A 21582-nucleotide genomic window follows, 5' to 3' on the forward strand; every position below is an offset into this window, starting at 1 on the left:
TTCTGTGGAGACCGACGATGCTTCATTTTCTTTAAAAATGCCTTCCTGAAGGGCATTTTGCTGCTTAGATAAACAGCAGCATGGCACAAAGAATCAGCCCCATTTTCCGATAGTCATCATTTCAAAAATCGTCTAATATAAAAGACACAGTGAGACACCGTTGAAATAACGACAGGCACAATATTCTTTGTTGCCGGTTATTCTGGAATCAGAAACACTTCTTGTGCTGATGGTGATTTTTTTGTCAGACTTTCATCTCGATCAATGGGCGCAATACGCCGGTCCCGCCAACTGGTATTCCCTTGCATTTCCTTCTGACTGGATCAAGGATGATCAGGACGGAGTACTACAACTCAGTCCCCCCGGTAGAAACGCCACATTAACAATCAGCTGCCACTGGAAATCGGTGCTGCCTCACACAGAGACCGGTGCAGGGCTTGATGTTGATTTTGACCAGCTCTTTGTTAGACATCGGAATATTATAAAACGACCACCGCTGGTGATTGAGCATGAATCAGTGGCTTATGCCGGTGAAGCCATCATTAAGAAAAATTCATCATGGTGGAAGTCGTTGCTGGCGCGGTCCGCCTTATTTCAAAAAAACTGGCATCACTGGAATCTCTGGTTGATCCGAGAACACTCCATTCAAATGGTCGTCACTTTATTTTACGAACCCCAGGATCGTGAAGAATTGCTGGAGACCGTGCAGAGGATCCTGCATTCAGTTGAACTGAATTTAAATCCGGCGAATCCTCCTGAGCTGTTTGCGCATGAGGTACTGCAGCTGGCCCGAAAAAAATTCCCATTGATTTCGTCGCAGATCATTCCCGGTTTTCGCATCAAATTTGGTGAATCGGAACTGAATCTGACGAATTTTTACCGGTCCTATCTGAGCTCTTCTGAAGATTACGAACAAAATATAGTCTCGGCTCTGGCGACGGTGCTGCAAATTAATGAATGGGGAGAAGAGCAGACCGAACCGGAACTGCTCGACATTCAAGACCGCATCATGCCGATCCTGATCTCGCAGGAATCATGGAAGGCACATTTCCCGAATTTTGTCGGCGAGAACTGGATCGCCAATCTGGCCATTCTCTATGTGGTTGATGAATCGCGGGCTTACTGGTATATCCATGAGAAGCTGCTGCGGAAGTGGAAGATCAGCCAGGAGGTTTTACATGAAATCGCGCTGACCAATCTGGACCACTATTTCATGCAAAACGATATTGAGTTAATCTGCATGTCGCGGGAGGATGGTCCCAACATGATTATTCAGAGCAAAGCAGACGCGTACAATGCGAGCCAGGTTCTGAGTCCGTCATTTTACCAGCAGGCTCGAAAGTTTCTGGGAAGCGAATTTCTGGCGGGCGTTCCCAATCGTGATTTTTTGCTGGCACTCAGCCTGAGTGAATCGCAGATCATCGAAAAGATCCAGCATAATATTGCCAATGACTACCTGAATATGGACCATCCACTTACAGATCACTTACTGGTTGTCACCGCGGATGGTGTCAGTGAATATTGTGGTGTGAGCTGAACTCGATTACGCCGCAATGCGTCTTCTCATGCGATGCAGCGGTACCAGTACAGCCACTAATAAATTAAACTGGGGCACAATCTGACCCGAAAACGGTAAAACCCGCACAAGAGCGATTAAGTATAATGCAACAGGAATCGAATTTATTTTCTCAGAGACAGGGTGAGTTCATCACACTGGGCACGGGGACCAGTGTGGGGATTCCCATCGTTGGCTGCGATTGTGAAGTCTGCCAGTCACCCAATCCCAAAAACCAGCGAGGCCGAACTTCCGTTTATATCAGTGCCCCGGAAGGCGGCTTTCTGATCGACACTCCACCGGAACTCAGGCTGCAGTTACTGCGCGAACACATTCCCTGGGTACACGCGGTTCTGTATACCCACAGCCACGCCGATCATATTTTCGGTCTGGACGATGTGCGGATCAGCGGATACAGGTTGGAAAAGTCCATCGAATTATATTGCGAAGAAGCCGTGGAAGAGCAGATCCGAGGGTCCTTCAACTACGCATTCGAAGAACCGACACATAATCGACATCACATGTCGCGTCCTCATCTTGATTTCAAAACAATCTCGCTGGAACCGTTCGATCTGCTGGGCCTCAGAATTCAGCCGATTCGACTAATGCATGGCACTCTGCCGATCCTCGGATACCGGATCAACAATATTGCATTTTGCACCGATGTCAGTGAGATTCCCGAGGAGAGCTGGCAATATCTGGAAGGCCTGGATTACCTGATTCTGGATGCCCTGCGGATTAAGCCACACCCCACTCATTTTTGTCTGGAACAGAGCCTGGAAGTAGTCGAACGGGTTAAACCCAAACGGGCTTTCTTCACACATATCTCTCACTCGCTGGAACATGAAGAGACGAACGCGATTTTACCCGATCATGTCGAACTGGCATTCGACGGACTGTCGTTACCGCTTAACGGACTGGCTGCTGATCACTAGTGGAATGTCATTATTAAATTCAGGGTTGATAGATCTCAAGAGAGTGCGACAACGGAACACGTACACAACACCCTCGACCCTCAATTTCCAGCTTAATAAAGCTCTAGACTGTGACCAGTTTTACTGTAGCGTCTCCAGAGGCATTTGGATTGAGTAGAATGGCTTGAGAGATGCTTATAAGATCAACCGGGTGTGCTCAGAATGTTCCCGGTCGGGCGGGACGCCGCTTATGGCAGATTCAGTTTCATTCCGGGACGGATGTAGTTGGCGTTCTTCAGGAGATCACGATTCTGCTGATAAATTTTAAATGCTGCTGAGCGTTTACCATAGATTCGCACAGCGATGGATTCGAGGGTGTCACCCGCCTGAATCGTGTAGGTTTTCGGCTGTGCAGGCTGCTGAGTGGTTGACTCAGTCTGTTCGCCGAACAGATCATCAACGATCTGATCCACATTCTCCGGTTGAACCTGCGACAAGGAACGACCTGAACCCGAGGAAGATCCATTGCTTTGCGATCCGTTACCAGGTGTAAGGGGAGAGCGGGGTACAGGAATAAATTTTCGATAGTTTTCCGGAATCTGTTTGATCCCTGCTGGAAGTTTCTCGGTTTGAATCGATTCTTCCAGCTCCTGCATCACCTGTTTCTGATCCAGCTGACCCATCGATTTTTGGGAAGGAGTATTGGAGAGCGACTCGATCAATCCTTCAAACTGAACTGTCGAGGAAGATGTATCTGATTTCAAAGTCGGCTGGGAAACCATTTGTCCCATCGTCCGCTTCCCGGTCATCACCGGAGATTGCACATTGGTCTGACGATTGGCAGACTGAGGCGTTGTTTCTGGAGCGCGGTAGACCGGAATCCTCAATTTCATTCCTTCACGAATGTCATTGGGGCTGCGGAGCTGATCACGGTTCAGATTAAAGATCTCACGGTATTTGCGACTGGTCCCCAGATAGTGAATCGAAATTTCTGAGAGTGTTTCTCCCGCTTTAACTGTGTGAATCCGGATTTGGGGAGCCGCTGGTTGCACAGGTCTGACAGGTTCCTGTCTCTGTTGTGACGGATTTACTTCCCAAGCGTTATTATGCTCGGGCTTGATACTATCGATACCGGTTACCGGCTTCGGCGTTCTGTTTTGTGAAACAGGCTTTGCTTCGGGGTGAGGCGGATTTGGTTCAAATACTGAATCGGCAGGCTCCGGACTGGAAAACTGCTCTTCAGGTAGATCGACATCTTTCAGGAATTCGGGGATCGGCCCCCAGCGCTCCGCTTTGGAACCCTTGCCGTTCTGCCCGACAGGAGTAGTATGCGAGATGGTCGGGACGGCAACCTTAGAGCTTTCAGCAGTCCCTCCCTTATCTGTCAGTCCCGTAAATGCCTGCTCACTTCCCAGTTGTGTTTCCGTTTTTTCTTTCAACTGCGTATCCAGATAGGGAGTGCGGTCCTTGTCCGCAATTTGCTCATTGAGGTAATGCGGATCATTCAGTTCCGGAATTTGAACCGTCGTATTGCGATCCTGTCTCAGACAGAACGCTGCTACAAAACCAATCACCAGCAGTGCCAGTGCTAAACCAACTTTTTTATCTTGATGCATTTGAACCTCGCCTCGAATGTTACGCTGTGTAATTAGCGTATCGGGCGAAATTCTTTTCAAGAAAACCTGATTTTCTCAAGATCGGCTCAGCGCAGGGAGATCACGTCTACATGATCACACTTGAGTCGATCATGCAGAAAATATGGCGAACGGTCGAAACAGACTCACCAGTTGATAGGCTTGTAGCAGTTATAGCACCTGGCGAACCGGCAACTGTTATCACATTCCGGGAGTCAGATCCTGTAGCAGGAGGAAACCCGAAACGGCGTGATTCAGTTCAACTCCTGTTTACGACGCAGGCGGCTGAACAGATTCTTATATCTCCCCAGCGCCGGCCCTTTCAAATGGGCTGTTGCAGACGGCCGGGTACGGGTCTCGGTCTGTGAATCGATACGGACTGAGTTCCCCGATGGCAAATCGTACTGTTCACTCGAGAAGACCGGGCTTTCCGGTTCTTCATACTCCGGCTGAACCACATCATAAATCTCCAGTTCCTCTTCAGAAACTTCGATTGATGTCGTTTCAGAATAGTTGCGAATTTCATTCAAGGCGCCGAACAGGCCTTTACGGGTTTCTGCACAGACTTCATAGATTTGAGCTGCCAGCAGGTCTTCAAACGAACCGTCTCCTCCGGCGATCTCTCGAGAGAGTTCTTCCAGTACATCTGAACTCAGATGTTTCAAATCCGCGTTATCGAAGACCATCGTGGGCACATCCGGGATTTCCGCTGCATCCATATCAAAGATTTCTGCAAATTCGGTTAATGCAGCAGCAGTGGCATCCGGTACGGATTCGATTTCTTCCTGGCTGACCTGTTGCTGTTTTGACACAGACTGAAACTGGGGCGGTCGCAGTTGCAGGGACTGATTGATTCTCCCTCGAGTTTCAGCGGGCAGGGTAGCAGGGTCGATGCCTGCATCAATGGCGGCATAGCGGTCAATAATCTCAGTGAATCCGGTATTCAGTTCCGGTGATGTGACTGTTTCCTTGATTTCCCGCGGTGAAACAGTCGCTTTGACCTGCTCGGGTGCTTCAGGCGGAATTTCCTGCTGATTTTGTACTTGGATTACCGCTTCCGCAGACTGTTCCACTTTAGAATCGCTGCCGACTTCAATTGCTTCGATCCCTTCACCAAAGGAAAATAAATCAGCCGAATCCCAACTGGAGTCTTCGGAAACGGTTTCGGAATCCTCATCCGAAGTTTCCACCAGTTGATTCAACTGATCTTCCAGAACTGAATCAATCTCATATTCTGTCTCATACTCCACCATTGATGAGTCTTCAGAGACCTGTTCTGATCTGGAACCGGTCTGGCCTTTACGTAACTCATCTAAAGGAGAAGAAGCGGGCAGGGGGTCATTCCAGTGTAACGGCAGTTGTTGCAGATCTGTGAAGGCTTCCCGGGCAATTGGTTCATTGACAAGGGGTGAGTCCTGTAAATATGCCAGCATCAGACAGTGATCACAGATCTGGTTCAGGCAGCGTGGCAGACCATCACTGACATGCGTAATAAATTTGACGGCATCTTCTGTAAAGCAGGTTCGTTTGTCTGGGGAAACACGCTGAATTCGATAGGCGATGTAGGACTCAGATTCCTGACGTGTCATTCGGTCCAGATAAACCTGACAGCCGATCCGCTGATTGAGAGAGGACAAGGCAGGTTGAATCAATGTTTCTTCCAGAGAGGTCTGTCCGCAGAGCAATAACTGCAACGCCGGTTTACCATCAATGGCAATGTCAGACAGAACACGTAGCTCTTCTAAAAACGACACACTCAGGAGATGTGCTTCATCGATGAGCACCAGCAGAGGCTGTCCGTGGATTAAGTATGAGGAACGGACCTCCGCGGTCAATGCCAGCCTTAGTTCCTGCTCGCTGACTTTCTCATAACAGTCGGTCAGGTTATACAGCAGGGTCTGCAGCAGTGCTCTGACAGTCGGAAAATTACAGTGCTCAACAAACTGAACCTGAAACTGATCTTCCAGCCGTGCAATCAACTGGCGGCAGATTGCCGTCTTTCCCGTGCCGGCATCCCCGGTCAGAATCGTGATTCCATTCAGGCTTGAAATAGTCACCAGTAATTCTTCAAGAACGTGCTGGTGCTCTGCTGCCTCGAAAAAACAGGCAGGTGAAGGTGAAACGGTGAAGGGTCGATCCGTGAACCCAAAATTTGTTTCGTACATTTCCAATAACCTTTTCACGTATTTATTGCATCAGTTCCCGAGGGAGACTGGAGTTTTGATTCTGAACGGAGGAACAGAACGTGCAGCGCATCTCTCATCATGATTGATCCTGTTCTGTATGAACAATTCATCGAACAGGTTATGGTCTCTTCTTGAGTATTACCAATACAATCGACAGTATCTGATCAGGGTCCCTCAGGCGCATTACCCAAACCATAGATCTTGACATCCACCAGCCTCTTAGAAACGAGACATTACTGTTTAAATAGAATGGGTAACCTGACCGCAAAACGAAAAGAACTGGATGATATCGATTCCCGAAACCAATTGATTCCAGACAATACCGGAGGGATCCTGAAGAATTTCCATATCACACAACTCTTTTATTTCTCTTTATTTACGAAAATCCCTCAGTTTAGAAGCAACTCTCTCCTTTCTCTTACCGGATTGCTGGAGTAGACTTTATATCTCAGCGGAAGCAGACCGGTTCTAGCTGCTCGTTACCGTCTCGGTTTTATTGAACTTTTCATTGACTTCAGTGTAGCGAAATACAAATTTACCTGTCATTATTTTCAAGCTCTGAAATGTTTTCCTTAGGTCTCAGGAGGCGCACGTAGAAATTCTGATGTCAGAAGCCACTCTTTCCTTTTCTGATCCTGATCAGATTCCCATATTACTGGGGACGCACGACTGTCATATACGACTCATTCAGGATGCACTGGGCATCGACGTCGTTCATCGAGGCGATGAACTTCGAATCATCGGGGATGATGCCCAGATCCAGAAGTCACTCCGTATTTTCTCTGAACTGAGGGCGATCGTTGAAAACACGAAACAACTGAAAAGTGAGCAGGTACAAACCGCGCTCTCCAACGGGAACTCAACTGGGAAACAGTCCAAGCAGGCTCCCATCGCCACGCCTTCTTCGATTGATCTCTTTGAGAAAACCAAAAAGGTACATCCCAGAACGCCAGGCCAGTCAGACTACATCAAGAACATTGCAGAACACGATCTTGTACTTTGTACAGGCCCTGCCGGCTGTGGTAAAACGTTTCTGGCAGTCGCCATGGCGATCAATGCATTGCGGACCGAACAGGTTCGCAAGATTGTGCTCGTGCGTCCTGCGGTCGAAGCGGGCGAAAAACTGGGCTTTCTCCCGGGGGACATGCTGGCAAAAGTGAACCCGTTTTTACGTCCGCTGCTGGATGCGCTCGGCAGTCTACTCGACTACGATCAGGTCAGTCGATATATGGAAAATGATATCGTCGAGGTTGTCCCTCTGGCTTTCATGCGCGGGCGAACTCTGGATAATACATTCATTATCATGGATGAAGCACAAAACTCGACGGTCACCCAGATGAAAATGTTCCTGACCCGGATGGGCATGGGCTCTAAAATCGTGGTCACCGGAGATATTTCACAAATTGACTTACCACCTGACGTTGCCTGCGGCATGACAGACGCCATCGATCGCCTGCGAAACATTAAAGGTGTGGGAGTCACTCAATTAAAAAACGAAGATATCGTGAGACACAGACTGGTCGGTGAAATCGTGAAGGCCTACCAGAACGAAGACACTCTCGTACAGTAAATCTCATCCGCTTCCCTCGTTTTTTTATTCCAGATCATCTCAGGTTACTTTCATGGCTTTTTTTGGCTCAAAGAAATCCCGAACTGCACTTGCTGCCAGTTTGCGCGATTCCTCCAAATTGAGTTCAAGATTGCGCGAATTGTTGAGTAACCGGGGGACACTCTCTCGCTTGAGTGTCTGCCTGTTGACAATTCTGATTCTGATGGTGGCAGTAGAAAGCTGGAAAGCCCCGTTCCCCTATCGACTGGGCATGTTTTTCGAACATGGGATCGTGGCGAATTCCACGTTCAAAGTCGCCAATCCCATCGAGACAGACCGGCAACGGACCCAGAAAGAATCGGAAGTCCCCTATTACTTCAAACATAACCCGAACCTGATCGACAAGCTGCCAGAATTGCTGAAGGATGATCTGATCGCGATTGCCAATGCCAAATCCCTGGATGAACTGAATACTGACATCCGGGCTGAACTGGGGCTCACTCCGTCCCGCCGACTGGAACAGTTTAGAGACCAGTTTCCGGAAGAACCAGAGCAGACCTTTGCTGAACTGAAATCGCTGGTCAGCAGTCCTGATTCCAAAGATACTCAAAAAATCAAAGACCTGATCGACGACTTCAAAAAGCTGATCGCGCCACTGTCGGACTTTGGGATTGTGAATGAGAATGATCTGGCCCAAAACCAGATCAGGATCTACGATGATAAGATTACCATCATCAATGATGTCACTAACGAGGAGAAAAAAGTCACCCCCTTTGACATTCGTCTGCCTGATCAACTGTCAGCAAACGGGGTCATCGGCCTGCCATTGGAAACCAATGTCTACAAGCGCCTGGTCCCCCTGAAGGAAGTACTTTCCCACTGGATTCATTTCCAGGCCCCCACCACTCTGGTTTACGATCCCCAGAGGACGCTCGAGGAACGCAATCAGGCCAGAAATCAGGTGGAAGAAATCTTTGACACCTTTCAGCGTGGCACTATTCTGGTGGAGCCAGGTCAGCTAATCGACGACAACCAACTGGCTTTGCTGCGAGCGGAATACGAAGCCAAGGAAAAAAAAGTCCCGAGTTATGAACGGGGCATTCGCATTACGATCATCTTTCTCATGCTGGTCGTCCTGGCGGTCCTGAATGGATATCATCTGCTGCGAAACAAAAAAGCGGTTGCCAGAACAGTCAGTCGGTTAAGTATCTATTTAAGCGTGATCATTCTGACCATTTTCCTGGCCCGCCTGCTTTCCTATGACCCCTGGCGTGCCGAAGTGCTGCCGCTGGTTGCGACAGTCATGGTGTTTGCAATTGTCTACGACCAGATGATGGCCATTCTGACTGCTTTATCCCTGTCTCTCGTGATTTGTCTGTCAACAGGAGGGTCACTGGGACATTTCGTCGTGCTGATGAGTGTCTCTGCCGTTGCTGTGACATCCCTGGGGAACGTCTCATCCCGTTCCACCCTGATCAAGCTGGGCTTCGGCATGGGACTGACTTACTTCCTGGTCTACTGGGGGATCAACCTGATCAATAATCAGGAGCTCTCGAACGATTTCTTTGATCAGCAGATCGTCTGGGAAAGTCTACAAGGAGCAGGGTGGTGCCTGGCTGCCGGATATCTGGTCGCGGGCAGCCTGCCTTTCATTGAATCCCTGTTTGGCGTCGTCACCGATATCAGCCTTTTGGAAATGAGTAATGTCTCCCATCCGCTGCTGCAGGAACTGGTGCGTCGCGCCCCCGGTACTTATAACCATTCCATTTCCGTCGCTACGATCGGAGAGGCTGCTGCAGACAAAATTGGCGCCAATGGACTGCTGGTTCGCGTTGCCGCCTATTATCATGATATCGGAAAAATGTTGAAGCCTCAGTACTTCATTGAAAATATGGTTCAGGGCAGTGAAAGTCTGCACGACAACCTCGCCCCGGCAATGAGCACATTAATTATCATCGGTCATGTGAAAGATGGCGTCGACCTGGCCCGTCAGCACAACCTGCCTCAACCGATTATCGATTTTATTGAACAGCATCATGGAACTACTCTGGTAGAATACTTCTTCCGCGAAGCAGAAAAGCAGGCGGATCTCAGCCCGGACCACAAAACCGACGCTGAAGAATCGTCGTTCCGCTACCCAGGCCCGAGACCTCAGACCAGGGAAGCGGGGGTCATGATGCTCTCCGACGCCGTCGAAAGTGCCAGCCGCACCCTGAGTGATCCAACGCCGAAACGCATCAAGTCGCTGGTACATTCACTCGTCATGAAACGACTGCTCGATGGGCAGTTTAATGAATGTTCACTCACTTTAAGTGAAATTAATGTTGTGGAAGAATCACTGGTAAAATCCCTGATCGGTATTTACCACGGACGAATTAAATATCCGGAAGAGCGCTCCGCTTAATCCCCGATAGAAAATGGAATGAATACAATAGACCAGTTCCAGATCGAGATCCAGAACTCACAAACACAACTCGCCATCGACGAACAACAGCTGAAAACAGCAATCAGTTTTCTGCTGCAGTCCGAACAGGTAAACCAGGCCGAAATCAGTCTGGCCATCGTTGACAATCCGACCATCCGCCAGCTGAATCAACAATATCTGCAGCATGATTACGACACGGATGTTTTGAGTTTTCTGCTGGATTGCGACACCGTAATGGATTCTACCCAACTGGAATACCGTGGAGCTGGTAAGCAGATTGAAGGGGAAATTATCGTATCCGCGGAAATGGCACTGGCGATGTCTGCAGAATACCAATGGCCCGCAGAACAGGAACTCCTGCTGTATGTGATCCATGGATTGCTGCATTTATGTGGTTATGACGACCTCACGGAAGAAGAACTGCGCATCATGCGTCAACGTGAGCAACAGATCTTCGACCACTGGCAGACCTCAATTCCCAGACGCGAAGAGTGAAAACAGATGATTGAGAATGACACCTGGAATAATTACCAGTATAACTATAATGCGATTCTGTCAGTGAAACAGAACCGGTTTCGAAACATTTTATCTGAACGTTTACAAGACTTATGATTCCGCTGACTCTTTCTGTTCTATTACTCCTGACTCTGTCAGCAGCCCTGTTGGGATTTTCTTTGCGCGATTTCTCACGAAGCCGCCTCGAAACGCTGTGTAATGAAGCTGAGGTTCCTGATCGATTCAGCGAAATTTTACGCTCTCACCCCACCGTGCTACTGGCTGCTGACATTTTCTGGCTGACGGGTGTGATTCTGATCTCGATCATTTTCACTCATAAATACCTCGAAGTCCCGCGAGACTTCAGTACTCCCGCAATCACCATCCAGTTTACAGCGCAAATCCTGCTGATCCTGCTCACTGGGATCCTGCTGTTGATGGCAATTCCCTGGACGATCTCCCGGATCGCCGGCGAACGCTTCCTGCAGACATTCTGGCCCGTGATCAAGCTCCTGCCCGTCTTCCTGAACCCGGTGACCTGGCTCTGCTGGAAAATCGATGAATTCTCTCATCGACTGGCTGGCAAAGAAGAAAATAAAAACGGCCGGGAAGCCAATATCAGCGAAGAGATACTCTCAGTTGTAGAAGAAGGCGCCCGCGGAGGGATCCTCGAATCGGAAGCTGGAAAAATGATCCAGCGCGTGATGGAACTCCAGGACGAAGATGTCGGCGCCATCATGACCCAGCGGATGGATATGGAATACATCTCCGTGAATGCGACTCTGGACGAAGCCCTGCTGAAGTTCATTGATGTCGGACATTCCCGTATCCCTGTCATTGGTGAATCGACAGATGATATCGTGGGAATTCTCTATGCACGCGAATTGCTCAAACATTTCTCAAAAGAGAATCAGAATTCTGAATCTCCCGAAGCATTAACCATCCAGAAACTGATGTTTTCTCCCTTTTATATTCCTGAAACGACGGGGATCGACTCTCTGCTGGAGACCATGCAGAAAGAACATGTTCACATGGCAATTGTGATTGATGAATATGGGGGGGTCGCCGGACTGGTTACGATGGAAGACGTTCTGGAAGAAATTGTCGGCGACATTGTTGATGAATTCGATGAAGAAGAAGAGCAGATGATTTTTGAAACCGGGGAGAATATTCTCGAAGTTGATGCCCGGGTCCACATTGATGACTTGAATGAGCAATACCATTACGATCTACCGGAAGGTAAAGACTTTGATACTATCGGCGGATTTGTAATTACCCAGATCGGAAAAGTACCTCAACCTGGAGAAACACTGATCTGGCAGCAGTTAAGAATTGAAGTTCTTGAGTCCGATGAACGCAGAATCAACAAGCTTCGCATTGAACTGGATTCTTCACTGGTCGAAGAATACGACACCGACAACTGACAGAAATCCCTATACTGCTTACCAGCGTTCCACTGGTCCGCCGGGGACGGGAATATGCATATCCGGCAGCACACCGCTGCGGGAACCGACGGCAGGTCCCTCAGCGGCGATTTTTCGCACCGCTTGATCAAACTCATCCAGATTCGATGCCAGTTGAAATTCATGTCGCAAGGCGGGTTTCACGCGCATCGACTTCAAATACCAGTGCCCCATTTTCCGGAACATGGAAATCGCCCGTTTTTCGGTCGTCATCTCCAGCAGATAGCGAAACTGACGCAACAACAGTTCCAGGCGATCATCGAAATTCCCAGGAGGATCATAGCCCCCGGTCTGCTCCCACTGTACCAGTTGCCGAAAGATCCACGGATTTGCCAGCGCGCCACGGCCGATCGAAACCCCCGCGCAACCGGTCGACTTCAGCATGAAATCGGCCTCTGCGATATTCGTGACGTCGCCGTTACCGATCACCGGAATCGACTCTACGGCTTCCACCACACGCCGAATGCCATCATGATTCACAACACCCCGAAATCCCTGTTCCCGGGTCCGGCCGTGAATGGCGACTGCGACCACACCCACTTTTTCAAATTCCCGCGCGAAGAAGGGAGCAGACAGTTCACTGTCATCCCAGCCCAGCCGCATCTTCACGGAGACAGGAATCTTGACCGCTTCGACCACAGATTGCACCAGCGAAACGGTATCGCTCGGACGGCACATCATGCTGGCCCCGGCCCCCCCTTTGACAATCCGATTCACCGGGCAGCCCATGTTGATATCAATCGAATGCACGCCACGCGACTCCAGTAACTGCGCCGCTTCTTTCATCTGCTGGGGTTCGCTTCCGAATATCTGGACAGCAAACGGGGAATCTTCTGGACAGGTCTGGGTGAGCTGAAGTGTTTTTTCGCTTCCTTCCAGCAGCCCCCGCGCATTCACCAGATCGGTCGTCGCCAGACCGACGCCTCCCAGTTCACGTACAATTCGTCGAAACGGTAAATTCGTATACCCAGCCAGAGGAGACAACAGGTAGCGTGATTCCAGCTGCAGCGCGCCGTAACAAACGGGAAGACGGGGATCAGGTTTCGGCGGACATACTGGTTTCATCGGTTCATTCATCAAACTACAAAAGGGGCTGCAAATCAATAACTCAACGCATTTTATCAGTCGAACCAGGCCCTGCAAATGCCCCCCTTTGAGAATCTTCAGGTTCGAACTACCTGAAAACAGTGAGTTTGCAGCATAAGTAAAAATAGGGGGTCTACTTAGATATTTCTTATTGAAGTTACTCTACCGGTTATGCCGATAACGTTGATATCGATCCTTTCTATCTTCATCCCATGGGAACTTTCTGGTGCTGACTCGCATATTATTAATGCTGATCTGCTTTGGCAGCCTGCCTGGGTGTGTAATTATGCACACTTCGGTCACCAATCCCAATCCCAGACTTAAAACTGTGGCGCTGGTCCCATTTTTTAATCTGAGCCAGGAACCGGATGTCGACGGCCGCCGCTTTGCGCTCGCCTATTACTCAGAACTTCAGAAAGTACCTGGCTTTCAGGTCCTGCCTCTGGGAGTCGCTGAAGTCGCGATGGTGGAAAATCAACTGCAGATGAACAATCCAGATGATGTGCTCAAACTGGCCAAAATTCTAAACGTGGATGCGGTTGTCATCGGTGCGATTACAGATTACTCCCCTTATTATCCGCCGCGCATTGGCATGCAGGTCTCCTGGTATTCTCCTCATTCTCAGGAGTTCATCCCGGGAATGCCTCTTATGGTCGAAGAGCGGCACGCCGAAACATCGATGTGGAATAAAATGTTCAAAATGGATCGCGTCGCAGCCAGGGAAGTGAGAAAGGAAGAGCATCAACTGAATAAAGAAGTCAAACATGCTGCTCACATGGAGAAAAAAGAAACCCGAAAAGTCGAAAAAGAGATCCGCAAAGAAGGCGTGACCGACTGTCCAGAAGGCTGCCCCATCGAGTACTCTGAGCCACCCGCTGCAGTGAATACAGTGATTCGAGGTCAATCAGATTCACTTGACTCCTGGCCTTATACACAGAACCAGTCAGGCATCATTCAGGCTGCTGCACAAGCCAATCAGGGTTCACAAACTCTCAATACACCACTACACGCTCCCTTGCCAACTGATGCAAAAACAAAGATCGGGGCAGGGCAGCAGACACTTGCCGCTCCGAAACCAGCAATCGCAGTTACTCCTGTCCCCCCACAAAATAGTCCTTCGGTTGTGAACCAATTCGAAGACTACTGTCCTCCCACTCAGGTCGGAACGTATGACCCACGCCAGCCTTTCATGTCGTACACACGTCTCTTCGATGGTTCGGATGCGGCTCTGGTAGCACACTTACGTGATTATCTCGAAGTCAGTGGAGACCGCCGCAGTGGGGGCTGGGAAGCCTATCTACACCGGAGTGAGGACTTTATACGGTTTACATCACATTTAATGATTCTAGAGATGTTAACACTGCATGGCGGACAAGCTAAGCATCAGATCATCTTCAAAGTAAGAAAATATCGATAATCCCACCGCTCAGAAGCCGATATTAAGTATTGCGGTTTTATGAGCACTCCCAACCTATCCGATCTTAGATTCCAGTGCTCTGACGAAAAACAAAGGACTGCTACAGTGAAACAACAAATGAATGTCGTCGCCTTAGTCAAAGATTCTGAACGTTATGTGTTTCTCTACGATGATGCCAGTTCTTCACAAATGCTGCAGACACTCGGTCAATATGCGGCTGATAAAGACTTGAGCTTTACCTGGTATGATGCAGCTGTCATGAGCCAGAAGGTTCGTAAACTCAGGCGGGAAGCAGAGCTTGAAGAGCAGTCAGGCCGCCTGCGTAAAACTGCCTGACGCAACCTCAGCGAAGTCCACTCACGTGAATTCACTCTACTATCACCATCAGACGATTTTGAATGTAACATGATCTCTTCGCAAGCAGTCAGGTCGATTGACCTTCATGATGCGATTGACCACTTTCTGCGATATCTGCAAATCGAAAGAAATTCTTCAGATCTGACCCTGAAGTCTTACGCGGAAGATCTGGAAAGCCTGGTGGAATATCTATCGGAGTACGAAGGCTCGCTTCTACCACCCGACCAGATCGGAATCAGTGAACTCAGACGGTACGTCGCGTATCTGCATGAATGCCAATACGAAAAAAGCACAATCGCCAGGCGTCTGGCCTGCCTCCGTAGTTTTTTCCGGTACTGCTGTCGGGAAGGGTACTCCAAAACCAATCCTGCCAAACCGCTTCGTACGCCGCGGACCGGCAGAAAATTACCCCACTTTTTAACGACTGATCAGATAGGAACTTTACTCGAAGCGCCCCCGGCAAACCAGAAAATGGGTTTGCGTGACAGGGCAATTCTGGAAACACTCTATTCCGCCGGACTGCGTGTCTCTGAACTGGTGGCGCTGAACCTGAGTGACTGGGATCAGGATGCCAACATCATTCGCGTCCTCGGTAAAGGTCGCAAAGAACGCATCGCCCCCATTGGAAGTTTTGCCGCCAAAGCCTTAACACACTGGCTGGAAGAACGCGAAGCCAAACCAGGCGCGCATCCCGATTCCGACGCCTTATTTCTTAATCGCCTGAAAACCAGACTCACCTCGCGAAGTGTCGGGAGGATGCTGGAAAAATATCTCCTGCAGACAGGTCTGGATAAAAAAACCAGCCCTCACACATTAAGGCACACCTTTGCCACACACCTGCTGGATGGAGGAGCAGACTTACGCAGCGTGCAGGAACTGCTGGGACATAAGAGTCTGACAACCACTCAGATTTATACTCACGTCAGTACGAAGCGTCTGCTTGAAACCTATGAAAAAGCCCATCCCCACGCACGACGACCCAAAAAATAAGTCGGATTGGTCAGTCTGAAGTTCAGAATGATCTTACTTCGCGGCAGTAAAATCGAGCGGTTTTCCCGCATCCAGACTGGCACGCGACAGACGGACCAGTTGAATCGCCTGGCAGGCGTCTTTGATGTTCGCAACGGGGATAATCCCCCCCACGGCGCGACGGCAAAAATGATCCAACATCACTTCCAGTTCCCGTCGATCACTTTTTAAAGACTCAGTGACGGCATTTGCTGCATTCTCCCAGTGGATTTCATCCGGGGAATGAAACTCGGCCTGCCCGTTGCGACACTGGATCTGATGCCGGGGGAACAGCGGCTCCGTCTCCCGCTGCTGCGTCTTGATTTTAAGCAAGGCAACCCGCTCGACTGCGGTCACTGGATCAGGCAGAAATTCAATTTTTATCTGTCGATAATCTTCTGATCGATCACTCGAATCTGACTGGAGTGTTGTCTCCACACGAACCGGTCTGGTGCGCATCACATAACAGCACCAGTCCATTAAACCAACCAGAAAATCGGTCTCATTCTTCTGGCCGGGAACTTCCACCTGCTGATCAGCGGCAGGACAGCAGGTTTCCAGCTGAATCGAAACAGGGTTTCCCAGTTGCGTGACGACCAGTTCAAACAGGCGGCTGGTCGCCTGACAGTACCGGCGGCTGAACTCGGGCATCAGAGTCACCAGTTGTTCGGTAGCCCGGGCGTGAATCATCTCCAGCAGTTCCAGGTCTTCTCCCAGACTGCCGGCGATATAGACGGGGCGGTGCTGCTCGCTGAGAATGGTTAACGGGTAATGATTCATCCAGTCGGAATGCAACAGCAAAAATGCATCCAGCGGATAACGTGTCGCCAGACAGCCAATTCCCGAGACCACTTCCGCATCCCATTGTGTGGCAACCTGTTCTGCACGACTGCGAACCGGATCGTAGACTGCTTTAATCTGGATACGCTGATCCATCATTCGTAAAGCAGGTTCATAGCGCTGTTCCCAGTATGGGCCTAGCCCTATAATTCCAATTCTGACCATATCGGGAACATTACTGAATCTGGGAATAGTTGATTAACGAGAACATCCAGTGAGTTCAAGAGGATGACCCTGTCGGTCTGCAGTGAACTCACTAAAAAGAAACAAAAACAGTTCCGACATCATATTCTTATTTTGGTCTGTGAATCAAGCCTATACTCTACAGAAGCCAAAAGACGAGTAGTCTGTCAGTCTGGAATTGACAGCGGATCAATTTCAGGTAAGCACGCCAACGAGCGTGCGGTCTATTTCGGCCAACGTGCCATTCCAGATCTGATAAGAAACTAGACCGCATCACATTTCACCATAACGTCTCTCAACCCATTATACTCGATCCAAATGGCTCTGGAGACGCTACAGTAAAAACTGGATACAGTCTAGCTACTGGCGAAACAGAATGTTGCCAGCAGCAGATACCCGACATAAATTGCAAGCAAAACCGCTCCACTGGAAGTAGAAATCACCTTTTTCCTCCAGGCCAGTCCCAACATTGCCACAATCAACAGGATCACGACGGGCCCATCCAGAAAAATGGTTTGCCGCTGAATGGGTAAGGGATGGATCAGGGCGCAAACGGCGATAACCATAGTGATATTCAACACGTTAGCCCCGATGATATTCCCGGTTCCCAGTGCCCCGTGTCCTTTGATAATCGACAAAACGGAAATTGTATATTCGGGCAGCGAAGTACCAATGGCCAGAATCGTCAGGCCGATCATCAGTTCAGAAACCTCAAAATACCGGGCCACCTCCACGGCATTGGTAACCAGTAGTCGACTTCCCAACACTACCAGGCAGGCACCACAAAGAAACATCAACGCGAGTTTGAAACAGTAAACAATCTGGTTTTCCACCAGAGGCGGTAATTCCTGATCTTCGCCAAAGTCATGCCGCGAAGCCATCGCCAATCTAAGCGAAAACAAAATATAAGCTGCCAGAACACACAACAGGATTACTGCCTGCCAACGGGCAATGGCAAATTCGGCAGACGCACCGGACTGTGTCACGGCACCACCTGCTGAGAACAGACTGAATACCCAGATCAGGACTCCGGAGAACAGCATGAAAAAACCGGGCCCCACAATTGTGAGCCGTGAAACCGGAATCCCGCTCTCGGTATTTCTTTTCCTGGAGAGATAGCCTTTCAGCAATGCACAGGTACCAATGATCAGGCCGATATTGCACAAACAGGATCCCAATGCATTACCCACTGCCAGATCACCTTTGCCCGCCAGAGTTCCCGTGACTGACACCATCAGCTCCGGAAATGTGGTCGACATACTGACGATCGTCGCGCCAATAATTACAGGGGGTATGCGCGTCAACCTGGCGATCTCAACAGAGCTGTCCGTAAACAGATCCCCTCCTTTGGTAATACTGAGCATCCCCAGTAGAATTAATAAGCTGCAAAAGAGAATTGACCCAGGGGCATCCAGTCCAATAAAAATTCGCAAAAATTCGAGCGGCTCCGCAGCCAGATTCATAAAGGGCAAACTCCTGCTCCTGAACGGTTTTCGGGATTTATGATTTGATCTGTCTGCAAAATAGTAAAAAGTCAGCTATGAATATGATAGTCATGACTCAAAACAATATTTTGAGTGTATGTTTTTAATTCGAAAAACGTAAAATAGAAACAAGCGATCAAAGATTCCTGACAGAATCGCATCGCTTTACATCATTTTTTTATTGAACCACCTGGCAGGGATGAGCACGCATGGACAATCGATCTACCCATTCTTCTGAAGAACAGCCCGAGGAATCAGTCCGATTCAGTGAAGAGATCGAATTAGAGGGGCACATTATCGACAGCCTGCTGCTGCCGAAAATTCTCGATGAAATCACAGTGCTGGGTGGGGACTTTGCGATTGATCAAATTTGTATCGGTCAACTACGGACAGACAGCAGTCGGGCGCAGATTAAAGTTTCTGCGCCCGATGAAGCAACTCTACAGAAAATCCTGACTCAAATTGCCCAGCATGGCGCCGTTCCTATCAAGCAGCATGACAGTATTCTGGAACCGGCTGACATGAACGGTGCCTTTCCCGAAGGGTTTTACTGCAGTACCAATCAGAAAACGGAAATCCGTATCGCGGAAGAGTGGATTCCTGTTGATTTACAGGAAATGGATTGCGGGGTCGTCGTCAGTCCCGATAGAAAATCGGCACACTGCCTGCCGATGGCGGATGTCAAACAGGGGGAACTCGTGGTGATTGGAAATCGGGGTACACGTGTTATTCCAACGGAGCGAAATGCACCGGAAGTCTCCGGGTTCTCCTTCATGAACAGTACTGTCTCCAGTGAAAAGCCCAAAGGAGTGACTGTTAGAGAAATTGCCTCTGAAATGCGGCGGGCACGAAATGGAAATGGTAAAATTCTGGTGGTAGCCGGCCCCGCTGTGGTTCATACAGGGAGTAGAGATCACTTCAGCCAGCTGATTCGGGAAGGCTATGTGAATCTGCTGTTCGCTGGTAATGCGCTCGCCACCCATGACATTGAAGAGTCGTTTTATGGTACGAGCCTGGGCATTTCCATGGAGCATGGCGGCTCAAGCGAAGAAGGGCATGAACATCACCTGCGCTCCATCAACCGGATTCGCCGCCTGGGAAGTATCAAAAATGCCGTCGATCAGAAGGTTCTGAATTCCGGAATCATGTATGAGTGCGTCAAAAATCAGGTTCCCTTTCTGCTGGCCGGCAGTATCCGCGATGATGGGCCGTTGCCGGATGTCATTACTGACACAGTCGAGTCCCAGCGTCAAATGCGTGAACTCGTGCAGGGGGTCTCGTTCTGCCTGATGATCGCGACCACACTGCATTCCATCGCGGTGGGAAATCTGCTGCCAGCCAGTGTGAAAGTCGTGTGCGTTGACATTAACCCTGCCACCGTCACCAAACTGGCCGATCGAGGTACGTTTCAGACCATCGGACTCGTCACTGACGTCGAACCGTTCTTACGTGTCCTGCTGCATGAAATCAATAAAACAGGATGAACGTTTTGCTTTCCTCGCTGATCCGCTATAATCAGGGGAAGTTGCGGCATGCAATTTCGAATTCAGACAGCGCACTAGAGCGCGTCACATTTAACCATAGCGTCTCTCAATCTAATATACTCGGTCCAAATGGACCTGGGAACGCTACAGTAAAACTGGACACAGTCTAAAGATCTCGACCGGAAAAATGAAATGACCGAATCGACCCAGAAAAAATATCACCTTGCCGATTTTGCAGAGATCCCAGGCACAGCCTGTCCCTGTGGTACAGCGCGGCGGGCTTTTGCTGACGTCTCTGAATTTCCCGGCACTCTACACGTCACCGAAATATCAGAAGATGCAGAATTGCACTATCACAAAAAACTGACGGAAACCTACTATTTTCTCGAATGTGGCAGTGATGCGCAAATGCAATTGGATGATGAAATCATTCCCGTCCATGCCGGGATGGCAGTTGTAATTCCCCCCGGAGTACGGCACCGTGCTCTCGGATCAATGAAGATCATCAACATCGTCTTCCCCAAATTTGATCCTGCAGACGAATGGGTCGACTGAAACCGCTCCCATCAAGTTCAAATGGATTCACCAGCACCATGAATTGCTGATGAGTTCAGACTCCCTGAGTCGGTTGCGGATCTTCATTGCAGTACGGACAGTTTTCACCGTAGATGATCTTGCCGCAATTGGTACATTCGTGGGCTCCATACGCGGGGCGGTCGGGGGTCACCCAGCGCTGATAAGCCAGGAATGCAAAGACCGCTGCAACGAAGACAGCAAACAGAATGGCCAGGCCGCCTGTTCCATACGAAAAGAAAATCCCCAAATCGATGGCAATACCACAGATCAGAAAGACTACGGCGTCACGCATGCGTTGACGGCGATGGTCATCAGAATCAACGACGATCTGCTCCTGATATTGCATTATCTGATGCAACAGCTGATCCCGTTCGCGCTGTAACTGCCGGGCCTCCTGCGTCGCTCCGGTCGCCTGTAACAGACGGGAAGCCGTATCTAGAATCCGCAATGTATCATCTGTACTGATCTTACTCTGATGTGCCCACCGGTTCCGATATTCCCGTAACTCACCTACAAAACTTCGCTCCAGGGGAGACAGGCGATTACGGAAAACACTGTTCCAGTGATCCCACAAAATCAGCAGAGTCGAATGGGCGTCCCACCGGATGGCATCGCCCTCCGGTTGAGAGGTCAGGGTAGAATTACGAAAGCTTTCTTTAGCACGGTCAATCCAGTCATCCTTGTAGACGGCCTTCATTTCCTCTTCAATAATTGGATAGAGCCCGATCCCAAGTAAATCCAGAGTCCGTTTGATACGTTCATTATCTCCGGCCACACATTTCCCCCACAAGATGCCCCTGATTCAGAATTGCGAAACGAATGATGCGAACCCAATCCTCCCGCCCCTGAATTGCATGAACAATCATTCCCTGTTTTCATAAGAAGGTCAAGTACCGATATGACACAAACCAAGCAAAGCAGGGGAT

17 protein-coding genes are annotated in these 21582 nt (G+C 49.5%); 11 read left to right on the forward strand and 6 right to left on the reverse strand.

Annotated elements, in window-relative coordinates; all coding sequences use genetic code 11:
* Positions 1 to 241 precede the first annotated feature (241 nt).
* Both Pan161_RS05375 and Pan161_RS05380 read left to right on the forward strand, forming a co-directional pair.
* Positions 242 to 1537 (forward strand): DUF1444 family protein, encoded by a 1296-nt coding sequence (locus Pan161_RS05375; protein ID WP_197995708.1) that lies wholly within the window; start codon positions 242 to 244, stop codon positions 1535 to 1537.
* 125 nt (positions 1538 to 1662) lie between these two features.
* Complete coding sequence (locus Pan161_RS05380) at positions 1663 to 2490, forward strand: MBL fold metallo-hydrolase (RefSeq protein ID WP_145224742.1); 828 nt, start codon at positions 1663 to 1665, stop codon at positions 2488 to 2490.
* 227 nt (positions 2491 to 2717) lie between these two features.
* Here Pan161_RS05380 and Pan161_RS05385 read toward each other — a convergent pair whose 3' ends face one another.
* Both Pan161_RS05385 and Pan161_RS05390 read right to left on the reverse strand, forming a co-directional pair.
* The gene (locus tag Pan161_RS05385; protein WP_145224744.1) at positions 2718 to 4085 is read right to left on the reverse strand and encodes a LysM peptidoglycan-binding domain-containing protein; all 1368 of its coding nucleotides are present in this window, start codon (positions 4083 to 4085) and stop codon (positions 2718 to 2720) included.
* A gap of 272 nt (positions 4086 to 4357) precedes the next feature.
* Positions 4358 to 6268 (reverse strand): ExeA family protein, encoded by a 1911-nt coding sequence (locus Pan161_RS05390; protein ID WP_145224746.1) that lies wholly within the window; start codon positions 6266 to 6268, stop codon positions 4358 to 4360.
* Between the two features lie 625 nt (positions 6269 to 6893).
* Here Pan161_RS05390 and Pan161_RS05395 point away from each other — a divergent pair.
* The 4 genes from Pan161_RS05395 (at position 6894) to Pan161_RS05410 (ending at position 12182) form a co-directional block, all read left to right on the forward strand.
* Entirely contained in the window at positions 6894 to 7859 is a 966-nt protein-coding gene (locus tag Pan161_RS05395; RefSeq protein ID WP_145224748.1) for a PhoH family protein, read from the forward strand.
* Between the two features lie 52 nt (positions 7860 to 7911).
* Positions 7912 to 10242, forward strand: coding sequence for an HD family phosphohydrolase (locus Pan161_RS05400; RefSeq protein WP_145224750.1), 2331 nt, complete (start codon positions 7912 to 7914; stop codon positions 10240 to 10242).
* A gap of 18 nt (positions 10243 to 10260) precedes the next feature.
* Positions 10261 to 10758 carry an rRNA maturation RNase YbeY gene (ybeY, locus tag Pan161_RS05405; RefSeq protein ID WP_145224752.1) on the forward strand — a complete coding sequence of 166 codons (498 nt, stop codon included), beginning with the start codon at positions 10261 to 10263 and terminating at the stop codon, positions 10756 to 10758.
* 113 nt (positions 10759 to 10871) lie between these two features.
* A complete protein-coding gene (locus Pan161_RS05410) occupies positions 10872 to 12182 on the forward strand; it encodes a hemolysin family protein (RefSeq protein WP_145224754.1) in 1311 nt (436 codons plus the stop codon).
* 18 nt (positions 12183 to 12200) lie between these two features.
* Here the strand turns inward: Pan161_RS05410 and dusB are convergent, their stop codons facing one another.
* Positions 12201 to 13286: a tRNA dihydrouridine synthase DusB gene (gene dusB, locus Pan161_RS05415; protein WP_232103632.1), complete on the reverse strand. Its 1086-nt coding sequence runs from the start codon at positions 13284 to 13286 to the stop codon at positions 12201 to 12203.
* A gap of 247 nt (positions 13287 to 13533) precedes the next feature.
* Between dusB and Pan161_RS05420 the strand changes: the two genes are divergently transcribed.
* From Pan161_RS05420 to xerC, 3 genes are all read left to right on the forward strand, one after another.
* Entirely contained in the window at positions 13534 to 14724 is a 1191-nt protein-coding gene (locus Pan161_RS05420; RefSeq protein ID WP_145224759.1) for a hypothetical protein, read from the forward strand.
* A 105-nt stretch (positions 14725 to 14829) separates the two neighbouring features.
* Complete coding sequence (locus tag Pan161_RS05425) at positions 14830 to 15060, forward strand: hypothetical protein (protein ID WP_232103633.1); 231 nt, start codon at positions 14830 to 14832, stop codon at positions 15058 to 15060.
* 69 nt (positions 15061 to 15129) lie between these two features.
* Positions 15130 to 16071, forward strand: a complete 942-nt coding sequence (gene xerC, locus Pan161_RS05430; RefSeq protein ID WP_145224761.1) for a tyrosine recombinase XerC — start codon at positions 15130 to 15132, stop codon at positions 16069 to 16071.
* A 33-nt stretch (positions 16072 to 16104) separates the two neighbouring features.
* Here xerC and Pan161_RS05435 read toward each other — a convergent pair whose 3' ends face one another.
* Together Pan161_RS05435 and Pan161_RS05440 are read right to left on the reverse strand one after the other, a co-directional pair.
* Positions 16105 to 17028, reverse strand: coding sequence for a Gfo/Idh/MocA family oxidoreductase (locus Pan161_RS05435; RefSeq protein WP_145224763.1), 924 nt, complete (start codon positions 17026 to 17028; stop codon positions 16105 to 16107).
* Between the two features lie 440 nt (positions 17029 to 17468).
* A complete protein-coding gene (locus Pan161_RS05440) occupies positions 17469 to 18575 on the reverse strand; it encodes a calcium/sodium antiporter (protein WP_145224765.1) in 1107 nt (368 codons plus the stop codon).
* 230 nt (positions 18576 to 18805) lie between these two features.
* Between Pan161_RS05440 and Pan161_RS05445 the strand changes: the two genes are divergently transcribed.
* On the forward strand, positions 18806 to 20080 hold the full coding sequence (locus tag Pan161_RS05445; protein ID WP_145224767.1) for an ornithine cyclodeaminase: 1275 nt from the start codon (positions 18806 to 18808) through the stop codon (positions 20078 to 20080).
* Between the two features lie 192 nt (positions 20081 to 20272).
* Positions 20273 to 20635 (forward strand): cupin domain-containing protein, encoded by a 363-nt coding sequence (locus tag Pan161_RS05450; protein ID WP_145224769.1) that lies wholly within the window; start codon positions 20273 to 20275, stop codon positions 20633 to 20635.
* Positions 20636 to 20690: 55 nt separating this feature from the next.
* On the opposite strand, the gene Pan161_RS05455 is transcribed toward Pan161_RS05450, so the two are convergent.
* Positions 20691 to 21431 (reverse strand): Swt1 family HEPN domain-containing protein, encoded by a 741-nt coding sequence (locus Pan161_RS05455; protein ID WP_145224771.1) that lies wholly within the window; start codon positions 21429 to 21431, stop codon positions 20691 to 20693.
* Between the last annotated feature and the right edge of the window lie 151 nt (positions 21432 to 21582).

Source organism: Gimesia algae (assembly GCF_007746795.1).
Classification (GTDB): domain Bacteria; phylum Planctomycetota; class Planctomycetia; order Planctomycetales; family Planctomycetaceae; genus Gimesia; species Gimesia algae.

What these genes read in the sequence shown, in the direction of transcription:
- Pan161_RS05380 (WP_145224742.1), top strand. Translation starts at nt 1,663, where the DNA reads ATGCAACAGGAATCGAATTTATTTTCTCAGAGACAGGGTGAGTTCATC.
- Pan161_RS05385 (WP_145224744.1), bottom strand. Translation starts at nt 4,085, where the DNA reads ATGCATCAAGATAAAAAAGTTGGTTTAGCACTGGCACTGCTGGTGATT.
- Pan161_RS05390 (WP_145224746.1), bottom strand. Translation starts at nt 6,268, where the DNA reads ATGTACGAAACAAATTTTGGGTTCACGGATCGACCCTTCACCGTTTCA.
- Pan161_RS05395 (WP_145224748.1), top strand. Translation starts at nt 6,894, where the DNA reads ATGTCAGAAGCCACTCTTTCCTTTTCTGATCCTGATCAGATTCCCATA.
- Pan161_RS05400 (WP_145224750.1), top strand. Translation starts at nt 7,912, where the DNA reads ATGGCTTTTTTTGGCTCAAAGAAATCCCGAACTGCACTTGCTGCCAGT.
- ybeY (WP_145224752.1), top strand. Translation starts at nt 10,261, where the DNA reads ATGAATACAATAGACCAGTTCCAGATCGAGATCCAGAACTCACAAACA.
- Pan161_RS05410 (WP_145224754.1), top strand. Translation starts at nt 10,872, where the DNA reads ATGATTCCGCTGACTCTTTCTGTTCTATTACTCCTGACTCTGTCAGCA.
- dusB (WP_232103632.1), bottom strand. Translation starts at nt 13,286, where the DNA reads ATGAAACCAGTATGTCCGCCGAAACCTGATCCCCGTCTTCCCGTTTGT.
- xerC (WP_145224761.1), top strand. Translation starts at nt 15,130, where the DNA reads ATGATCTCTTCGCAAGCAGTCAGGTCGATTGACCTTCATGATGCGATT.
- Pan161_RS05435 (WP_145224763.1), bottom strand. Translation starts at nt 17,028, where the DNA reads ATGATGGATCAGCGTATCCAGATTAAAGCAGTCTACGATCCGGTTCGC.
- Pan161_RS05440 (WP_145224765.1), bottom strand. Translation starts at nt 18,575, where the DNA reads ATGAATCTGGCTGCGGAGCCGCTCGAATTTTTGCGAATTTTTATTGGA.
- Pan161_RS05445 (WP_145224767.1), top strand. Translation starts at nt 18,806, where the DNA reads ATGGACAATCGATCTACCCATTCTTCTGAAGAACAGCCCGAGGAATCA.
- Pan161_RS05450 (WP_145224769.1), top strand. Translation starts at nt 20,273, where the DNA reads ATGACCGAATCGACCCAGAAAAAATATCACCTTGCCGATTTTGCAGAG.